The organism is Microcystis sp. M_OC_Ca_00000000_C217Col, assembly GCF_007095585.1.
GTDB lineage: Bacteria > Cyanobacteriota > Cyanobacteriia > Cyanobacteriales > Microcystaceae > Microcystis > Microcystis panniformis.
Genome location: NZ_SFBV01000045.1, coordinates 1 through 7830, shown reverse-complemented (window position 1 = coordinate 7830; position 7830 = coordinate 1). Strand labels below are relative to the sequence as shown.

Annotated in this window: 9 protein-coding genes; 5 read left to right on the top strand and 4 right to left on the bottom strand. The window is 44.1% G+C overall.

The features are described 5' to 3' along the window. Nucleotides 1-156: 156 nt before the first annotated feature. Entirely contained in the window at nucleotides 157-345 is a 189-nt protein-coding gene (locus EWV66_RS02600) for a DUF4160 domain-containing protein (RefSeq protein WP_287109027.1), read from the bottom strand. 558 nt (nucleotides 346-903) lie between these two features. Between EWV66_RS02600 and EWV66_RS02595 the strand changes: the two genes are divergently transcribed. Both EWV66_RS02595 and murJ read left to right on the top strand, forming a co-directional pair. Next, nucleotides 904-1440, top strand: a complete 537-nt coding sequence (locus EWV66_RS02595) for a hypothetical protein (RefSeq protein WP_287109025.1) — start codon at nucleotides 904-906, stop codon at nucleotides 1438-1440. Next, entirely contained in the window at nucleotides 1385-3112 is a 1728-nt protein-coding gene (gene murJ / locus EWV66_RS02590) for a murein biosynthesis integral membrane protein MurJ (protein ID WP_287109028.1), read from the top strand. Before EWV66_RS02595 ends, murJ begins: the two co-directional genes overlap by 56 nt. 41 nt (nucleotides 3113-3153) lie before the next feature. Here murJ and EWV66_RS02585 read toward each other — a convergent pair whose 3' ends face one another. From EWV66_RS02585 to EWV66_RS02575, 3 genes are read right to left on the bottom strand one after another with little or no spacing between them, the layout of a single operon-like run. Further along, nucleotides 3154-3804, bottom strand: coding sequence for a hypothetical protein (locus EWV66_RS02585; RefSeq protein ID WP_052278229.1), 651 nt, complete (start codon nucleotides 3802-3804; stop codon nucleotides 3154-3156). A 41-nt stretch (nucleotides 3805-3845) separates the two neighbouring features. After that, the gene (hisS, locus tag EWV66_RS02580) at nucleotides 3846-5126 is read right to left on the bottom strand and encodes a histidine--tRNA ligase (RefSeq protein WP_287109024.1); all 1281 of its coding nucleotides are present in this window, start codon (nucleotides 5124-5126) and stop codon (nucleotides 3846-3848) included. A 20-nt stretch (nucleotides 5127-5146) separates the two neighbouring features. Beyond that, nucleotides 5147-7057, bottom strand: a complete 1911-nt coding sequence (locus EWV66_RS02575; RefSeq protein WP_287109022.1) for a heavy metal translocating P-type ATPase — start codon at nucleotides 7055-7057, stop codon at nucleotides 5147-5149. Between the two features lie 6 nt (nucleotides 7058-7063). Here EWV66_RS02575 and EWV66_RS02570 point away from each other — a divergent pair, with 6 nt between their 5' ends. The 3 genes from EWV66_RS02570 to EWV66_RS02560 form a co-directional block, all read left to right on the top strand. After that, nucleotides 7064-7372, top strand: coding sequence for a hypothetical protein (locus tag EWV66_RS02570; protein ID WP_072927646.1), 309 nt, complete (start codon nucleotides 7064-7066; stop codon nucleotides 7370-7372). A gap of 30 nt (nucleotides 7373-7402) precedes the next feature. Then, nucleotides 7403-7528, top strand: a complete 126-nt coding sequence (locus tag EWV66_RS02565) for a hypothetical protein (RefSeq protein WP_260441341.1) — start codon at nucleotides 7403-7405, stop codon at nucleotides 7526-7528. A 9-nt stretch (nucleotides 7529-7537) separates the two neighbouring features. Next, a partial coding sequence (locus EWV66_RS02560) for a DUF2887 domain-containing protein (RefSeq protein WP_287109021.1) occupies nucleotides 7538-7830 on the top strand: 293 nt, incomplete at its 3' end.

Sequence of the window (7830 nt, the reverse complement as noted above, 5' to 3'; positions counted from 1 at the left end):
GTTTTTGCTGATTTTCTGCCCCGAAACAAGCTATAATGGTCTAAAGGTCAAATTTGAAAATTTTTGCCTCAAACCCTATCGGCGTAAGAACTTCAGGATTTTGTGTCCAGTAGTTCATTAGTACTTCATTGCTTGAACTCAGGCTCTGTAAGACTTTTAGCCATAGCTAGTATGTTTATACGGGGGAAGTCCAGGAATACCACGATTGGAAGCTAAAATGATTATCGGTTCAAGCCAAAATTTACATTCACCATCAGGAGAACGTACATGAATAGGTGGCGGTTCGGAACCTTCATCGGAATAGAAGTGAAACCGAAAATGTCCAATTCTAATGACCGTTGGCACTCAGTGAAATTCGTAATCATTGAGAGTTGCTGGTTCTTTATTCTAGTCGGAAATTGTGGCGATCATTGTCGCACCTCAATCAGACCGATAAGGATTTTCAGAGCGATCATCAATCGCGTAGGGTGCAATTAACGCCCCTTTTTATTTTTATTGACCTATTATATGCGTTCTTTATCGAAAGCCTCAATTAATAATATCTATTCAAGAGATATTGTAACATCAATCCCTCACATTCTTAAACCTTTTGTGATCGCCTTAGAAACACTTTTATCCAGTGCGATCGCTGGTGGGCATTGTTAAGTTTTCCTGAACGGGTGATTAGAGTAGAACCATCAATATTTATGGTTCGGTTGGCTCTTGGTATGATAAGGATGTCTGTGGAGAAATGGGTGTTATACATTCCAGTCAAATTAAATTTGAAAACTAGCGATCGCTTTTCTGTGGGAACAGAGAATTAGATAAAAAATACTAATATTTTGTCGCCATCAGGTTCTAGCCGCAATTCAATTGAGTATAAAATAATCTCAGAAAAAGCCTCCAGAAAATGTCAAATCAACCATGAAAAAAATTATTTTGATTTCTAGTCTATCTTTAACCATGGTAGTCGGTACTTCCTGGGCAAAACCTAATCTAGTTTTGGCTCAAACTTGTAATTACTTTGCCGGAACTGCTGTGACGGGAAAAAGCGTTAACATCGATTTATGTTCGATTGTTCCGGCTAGTTCGCGTAGTGTTGACTTTGTTTATTATTTAGGAAATCAACGACTGGTTAGCCAAGCTAATTGTGATAACGGAACTTGGACGACTTTTCCCGAAAGACAAATTCATCGTCCCCGCTCTCAAGCGACTCAAACAATGCTAGAGGTGGTGTGTAGTTACAGATTCAATAGTTCTCAATCCACATCAAGAATCGCTACAGCAATAGTGTTTTCTCCACCATCAAATGTGAGAACATCCCCCAATGGCAATATCATCTGTTCAGTCAGAGAACGTAGAACCATCAATATTTATGGTTCGGTTGGCTCTTGGTATTATACGAATGTCTGTGGGGAAATGGGTGTTATACATTCCAGTCAAATTAAATTTGCCAACTAGAGAGCGCTTTTCTACGGGAACACAGAAACGGGTAGAATCGATCAATGCAGTTGTTTTCTTTCGAGGTGTCGTCATTAATAAGAAAGCTACCCGTTCCTTAGCCGGTATTGCCGGAATTGTCGCCGTTGCCACCTTAATCAGTAAGGTTTTTGGTTTAGTCCGCGAACAGGTAATCGCCGCTGCCTACGGTGTTGGGCCAGTGGTGAACGCCTACGCTTTTGCCTACGTTATCCCCGGTTTTCTGTTAATTCTCCTCGGTGGTATTAACGGCCCCTTTCACAGCGCTTTGGTCAGTGTTTTGGCCAAAAGAGATAAATCCGAGTCCGCGCCGATTGTCGAGACTATTACCACCCTAGTCAGTGCGATTTTATTAGCTGTCACCGTCTTTTTAATCGTTTTTGCCAATATTTTTATCGATGTTCTCGCCCCCGGTTTAGATGCCGCCACCCGCAGCATGGCCATTCAACAACTGCAAATTATGGCCCCCATGGCGGTTTTAGCTGGTTTAATCGGCATCGGTTTCGGTACTCTCAACGCGGCGGATCAATACTGGCTACCGAGTCTCAGTCCGCTTTTTTCCAGTGTGGCGGTGATTATCGGGGTGGGTTTGCTGGCTTGGTTCGTTGGCGATCGCATTGATGAGCCGCAATATGTGCAACTGGGGGGTTTTGTCCTCGCCGGCGGTACTCTCGTTGGGGCGCTCTGGCAATGGTTAGCACAAGTGGGCGCACAAGTCAAGGCAGGTTTAGGAAAATTAACATTTCGTTGGGATTGGCGGATACCGGGGGTGTCGGAGGTGTTGCGGGTGATGATTCCGGCGACCTTATCTTCGGGAATGTTGCATATTAACGTTTATACTGACCTCTTTTTCGCTTCTTTTATCGAAAATGCCGCCGCTTCCATGCGTTACGCCAGTTTTATCGTTCTCACGCCCTTGGGCATCATGTCCAACATGATTCTCGTGCCGTTTATGCCGATATTTTCTCGACTGACGGAACCGGAAAATTGGGGAGAATTGAAGCAAAGAATCCGTCAGGGTTTATTATTGACCGCTTTAACCATGTTACCCTTCACCGCTATCTTTATCGCCCTCGCTTTCCCGGTAGTGCGAGTTATCTATCAACGGGGTGCCTTTAATCTGGCTGCCTCGGAACAGGTGGTTCCCGTATTAATGGCCTACGGTTTCGGGATGTTTTTCTATCTCGGTCGCGATGTTTTAGTACGAGTGTTCTATGCTTTGGGTGATGGCGACACTCCCTTTAAGGTGAGTATGGTGAATATTTTTCTCAATGGTGTGCTGGATTTCCTCTTGTATAGACCTTTTGGTACCCCGGGGATTGTTTTAGCAACCGTAGGGGTTAATATCCTTTCTATGGGCATTTTTACGGTGATTTTAAATCGTCGTTTAGGGGGTTTACCTCTGGGAGAATGGGGTTTATCCTTATTGGGATTAACGGTAATTACAATACTTTCTGGTGTTGCTAGTTGGGGAGCTAGTTGGGGTTGGGAAAAGGTTTTCGGTGCTGGTAATATTTTCCTACAATTATTACAGTTAGGTTTGGCTTCGACCGTAGCGGTGGGTTTATTCCTCCTCGGTGCGATGTTATTGAAGTTACCAGAATTAGACCTATTAATCTCGCGAGTTCGTCAGAAGTTCTTGAAAAAATCTTAGGTTTAAGTTGCTGCCTCACCTCATCATTACATACTATCAGGTTATTTATTTTTAGGAATTGGGGGCAGTTGCGGTGATTTTCGGCGAGAATTAGAACCGGATATTTTCGGGGGTAGGGGTGCAGAATTGCGATTAGATAAACTTTGAAGGCTCTTTTTCATATTAGCAGGTTCCGGCAGTTCTAGAGTTACCCCTTCCCTAGCGGTCATTGTTTCCTCTGGTAGGCATAAATCAAAAACAAAGGCAGAATTATTGGTTAAATCAGCAAATTCTAGTTTTACCATCTCCGGAGAGGATTCTTGTGCTAATAAAGGTTCAATTTCGGTTTTAATTAACTGTTCTAATTGAGCCAGATAATTGATCTTAACAGGAGTAACAATTAAAGTTAACATTTCTTGCCAACCTTGCCCCCCCAATTCTGCCAGAATATCCCCATAACAGCGAATCTTCCAGCTACCTATTCCTAAATCTCGATAGGAAAAAATTTCCAGCCAACCCCCAGCATCCGATCGATAATAATGGGTATATCGTTCGCTACTTTCGGGAGATTCGTAATCGATACGCACTTCAATATGAGCAAAAGGAGAATCCAGACGGGCCAAGAGACGATAGTTTCCCGAGACAATTTCTAGAGAATTATTAGAAATTGTGTGTCCGTGATTCTCCCCTTGTTTTTGCAGTATAAATTCCATAATCCTAGCCTAGGCCTAATGTTTGGCCATGACGCTAAAACTTAGGATTTGTGCCGAGAGATTTGCGCTTTTAATTCCCTTGCTTGTGTCAATAAATCCGCTTGGGTTAGACTAATTTGTTCTTGGGTGGCCATCCATTTCAGTTGTACCGTGCCATTTTCAGCCTCAGCATCCCCCAAAATTATACAGCCCACCGCCTTAGCTCGATCGGCCCGTTTAAATTGTTTTCCGAAAGCGCTGCCGCTTAAGTCTAACTCAACGCTAAACCCCAATCCGCGTAATTGTTGCGCTAACACCACACTGCGGGCCTCAGCTTTTTCTCCTTTGGAGACGAGATAAAAATCGGGAACCAAAAAAGATAAAGATTGCTTTTGTTGTAATAATATAATCAGACGTTCTAAACCGATTGCCCAACCCACTGCTGGCGTGTCTGGACCGCCTAATTGAGCTATTAAACCATCATAACGACCACCACCGCAAACCGTGGCTTGAGCGCCTAAATCATCGGACTGAATTTCAAAGGCCGTATGGGTGTAATAGTCCAATCCTCGCACTAAACAGGGATTAAGATTATAGATAACTCCCAAATCAGTTAGTAAAGATTGTACCCGTTCAAAATACTTTTGAGAATCACTGCCGAGATGTTCAAGAATACTGGGGGCATTCTCACAGATAATCTTGGTTTTTTCGTCCTTACTATCCAAAATTCGCAGGGGATTTTTTTCTAATCTCTGTTGAGAATCCGCGTCTAAATCAGCTTTGTAGGGAGTCAAATAATCTAGCAGGGACTGACGATAATTTTGCCTATCTTGGGCATTTCCCAGGGAATTAATATCTAATTTTAGGTTTTCTAGCCCCACAGCTTTTAATATCTCGCTGGCAAGGGTAATTACTTCCACATCCGCCCTAGGGTCATCAGTTCCCAACAATTCGACCCCAATTTGATGAAACTGTCGCTGCCTACCCGCTTGCGGACGTTCATAACGAAACATCGGCCCCTTATACCAGAGTCTTTGTACTCCTCCAGCGGCCTGTAATTTGTGTTCAATATAGGCGCGAACGACCCCAGCCGTTCCCTCTGGTCGCAAAGTCAGGGAACGTTGACCGCGATCAAAGAAAGTGTACATTTCTTTACCCACCACGTCCGTCGCTTCCCCGATACCCCGTTCAAAAAGTTGCGTCTGTTCAAAAATGGGAGTTCGTATCTCTTGATACAGCGCAGTCCCTAAAATTCTGCTGGCAGTTTCCTCTAACCACTGCCAGTAACCGATCTCCGCCGGTAAAATATCTTTTGTGCCTCGGATTGCCTGGATTTCGCCCATAGTTCTCTGTATTTTTATCCCTATTTCAACAATCTTAAACCGCTGAGAGTCACTAATACCGTCGATCCTTCATGACCGATGACACCTAGAGGTAAAGTTATATCACCAACAAAATTGGCTATGAGCAATATGCCGATAAATGCGAGGGCGAAAGTGATATTCTGTTTAACAATGCGATTGGCACGACGACCGAGGTTAATCGCGCTGGGAATTTTGGCTAAATTATCGGACATAAGGATAATATCGGCCGTTTCCAAGGCCACATCACTACCCGCTTTTCCCATGGCAATCCCCACATTAGCCATAGCTAAAGCGGGCGCGTCATTAATGCCATCTCCTACCATAGCGACAGTGTGATATTTTTCTTGCAGATTTTTGATCACGGTTAACTTATCTTCAGGCAGTAAATCAGCGTAAATCTCCTCAATACCGAGTTTTTTAGCGACTTTATCGGCACTTTGTTGATTATCACCCGTAATTAAAACGATATGTTCGATACCGATCTTTTTTAGCTGCTCCACCAGATTAACTGCCGATTCACGAAGGGTATCGGCCACAGCGATCGCACCGAGCATCTGATTCTCTTGTACTACCCAAACGAGGGTTTTACCTTCTTTTTGTAAACGTTCGTGGGTAGCTAGAATATTCTGGTCAAGATCAGCAATATGGTCACGAATATAGGCAAAATTGCCCACAGATACCGACTTATCGGCAATTTTTCCCGTGATACCTCGTCCCGATACCGCTTGTACCTGATTAGCACTGAAGAAATTTATACCACGTTCGAGCGCTGTGCTGGTAATAGCGGACCCGATGGGATGTTCGGAACAGGATTCTAGGGATGCAGCCACCGCTAACACCTCATTTTCGCTGACTGCATGGATAGGGATAATTTCCACCACTTGCAACTTACCAAGGGTGAGAGTGCCGGTTTTATCAAAAGCGATCGCTCGTATGCGGCCGATCATCTCCAATCTTGCGCCATTTTTGAATAAAATCCCCTGTTTTGCCCCGTTAGCGATACCCGATAACAAAGCTGGCATAATTGAGGCCATTAAAGCACAGGGAGAAGCCACCACGAGAAAAATTAAGGCCCGATAGATAGTGGTTTCCCAGGTCCAACCCCAGAAAAAAGGCGGTAAAATCCCGAAAATTAAGCCCAAAATCACGATAATTTTCGCATAACCCCGCTCGAAACCTTCGATAAACTGTTGGGAGGGAGGGGATTCATTTTGTGCCTTTTCTACCAAACGAATCACCCTCTCAATTAAGCGACTTTCGGGGGGAGTTTCCACCTTTAAGCGTAGCACTCCCGCACCGTTGAGAGTTCCCGCAAAGACTTCTTCCCCGATGGTTTTATCCACGGGAAGGGATTCTCCGGTAATTGGCGCTTGATTAATGGGACTGTTTCCCTCCATAATAATGCCGTCAATGGGGATTAATTCACCCGGTTTGACTAAAACTGTGTCACCGATCCGTAATTGCTTGATAGGAACCTCTTTTTCGCTGTCTCCCGTGATTAATCTAGCAGTATCGGGAGTCATAGCCATGAGAGAACGAATATTGCGATCGGTTTTCGCCATGGCAATCTGTTCTAATGCGCCACTAATAGCGAAAATCAGGATTAAAATGGCTCCATCGATGATGAGATAGTAATTACTGTCCCAGAGTCCCAAAATCGCCGCCCCTAACGCCGCTACAATCATTAACAGGTCCACATCCAGTTCTTTTTCCTCGAATAAAGTCGTTAATCCTGCTTGGGTACTCTCGTATCCTCCCACCACATATGCGATCGGTAGTAGGATTAAAGCTAGGCCGATCAGATTAAGATGTAGGCATAACCAACCAAAAAAGACTAAAATAGCGCAAATTCCTGCGGCAACTGCCGAGGAATACTCAGACAACCAAGAGGACGAGATACTCTGAATCATGGATCGATGGCAATTAATTCTCTCCCCATTCTAGAAAACATTGGATCGATGCAGAAAACCCCTAGGACGTTATCCCCCGCAGCTAACCTAGCCGATAATAATTGGAATTTTGCCGAGGTTTGGATCGATCCGCTGCTATCTCCCCCCTATATCTTGCTTTTACTCGCTGAATCTTCAGGAAACTATCGCGTGTACGATCCTTCTGAGGGTTATCAGGTAGTATTCACCGGTGCGAGTTACGAGGAAGCGGAAAATTGGCTATTAGAGGACGAATTTGAACCGGTAGAGGGACCACTTTCGGCAGTAGAGATATAATTTCCTTATCTTCCTTGACCCCTTTCTTCGATGCTATCCTTACTAAAAAAGCGATGGAATTGGCTAAAATCGCTCTTTATTGCCAGTCCGAAGGCAATTAACCCCAAAAAAGTCAAAAATACTCCTCCAGAACCCAGTGACGCACCAGAGGGATAGAGCGAACTCATGAAAACCGACACGATTTTCTACCGACTTTTTCAAACCTTTCCAGGTCTTCTGTTTGAGTTAATCGACTTTCCCGGGGAATTAGCCAATTTCTATCGATTTTCCTCCGTAGAGGTGAAACAACTATCTTTTCGCATCGATGGAGTCTTTCTACCAGAACGGGAAGATTTACCGATTTATTTTACCGAAGTTCAGTTTCAGAATGATCCGGAGTTTTATGCGCGTTTTTTCGCCGAAATTTTTCTCTATCTCAAACAGACGCAGTTAAAAAACAATTGGCGCGGGGTGGTGAT

Excerpts from the sequence above, each read along its gene's own strand:
- hisS (WP_287109024.1), bottom strand. The coding sequence starts at position 5,126 with ATGGGCGAAATCCAGGCAATCCGAGGCACAAAAGATATTTTACCGGCG.
- murJ (WP_287109028.1), top strand. The coding sequence starts at position 1,385 with ATGTCTGTGGGGAAATGGGTGTTATACATTCCAGTCAAATTAAATTTG.
- EWV66_RS02565 (WP_260441341.1), top strand. The coding sequence starts at position 7,403 with ATGCTATCCTTACTAAAAAAGCGATGGAATTGGCTAAAATCGCTCTTT.
- EWV66_RS02575 (WP_287109022.1), bottom strand. The coding sequence starts at position 7,057 with ATGATTCAGAGTATCTCGTCCTCTTGGTTGTCTGAGTATTCCTCGGCA.
- EWV66_RS02570 (WP_072927646.1), top strand. The coding sequence starts at position 7,064 with ATGGCAATTAATTCTCTCCCCATTCTAGAAAACATTGGATCGATGCAG.
- EWV66_RS02595 (WP_287109025.1), top strand. The coding sequence starts at position 904 with ATGAAAAAAATTATTTTGATTTCTAGTCTATCTTTAACCATGGTAGTC.
- EWV66_RS02585 (WP_052278229.1), bottom strand. The coding sequence starts at position 3,804 with ATGGAATTTATACTGCAAAAACAAGGGGAGAATCACGGACACACAATT.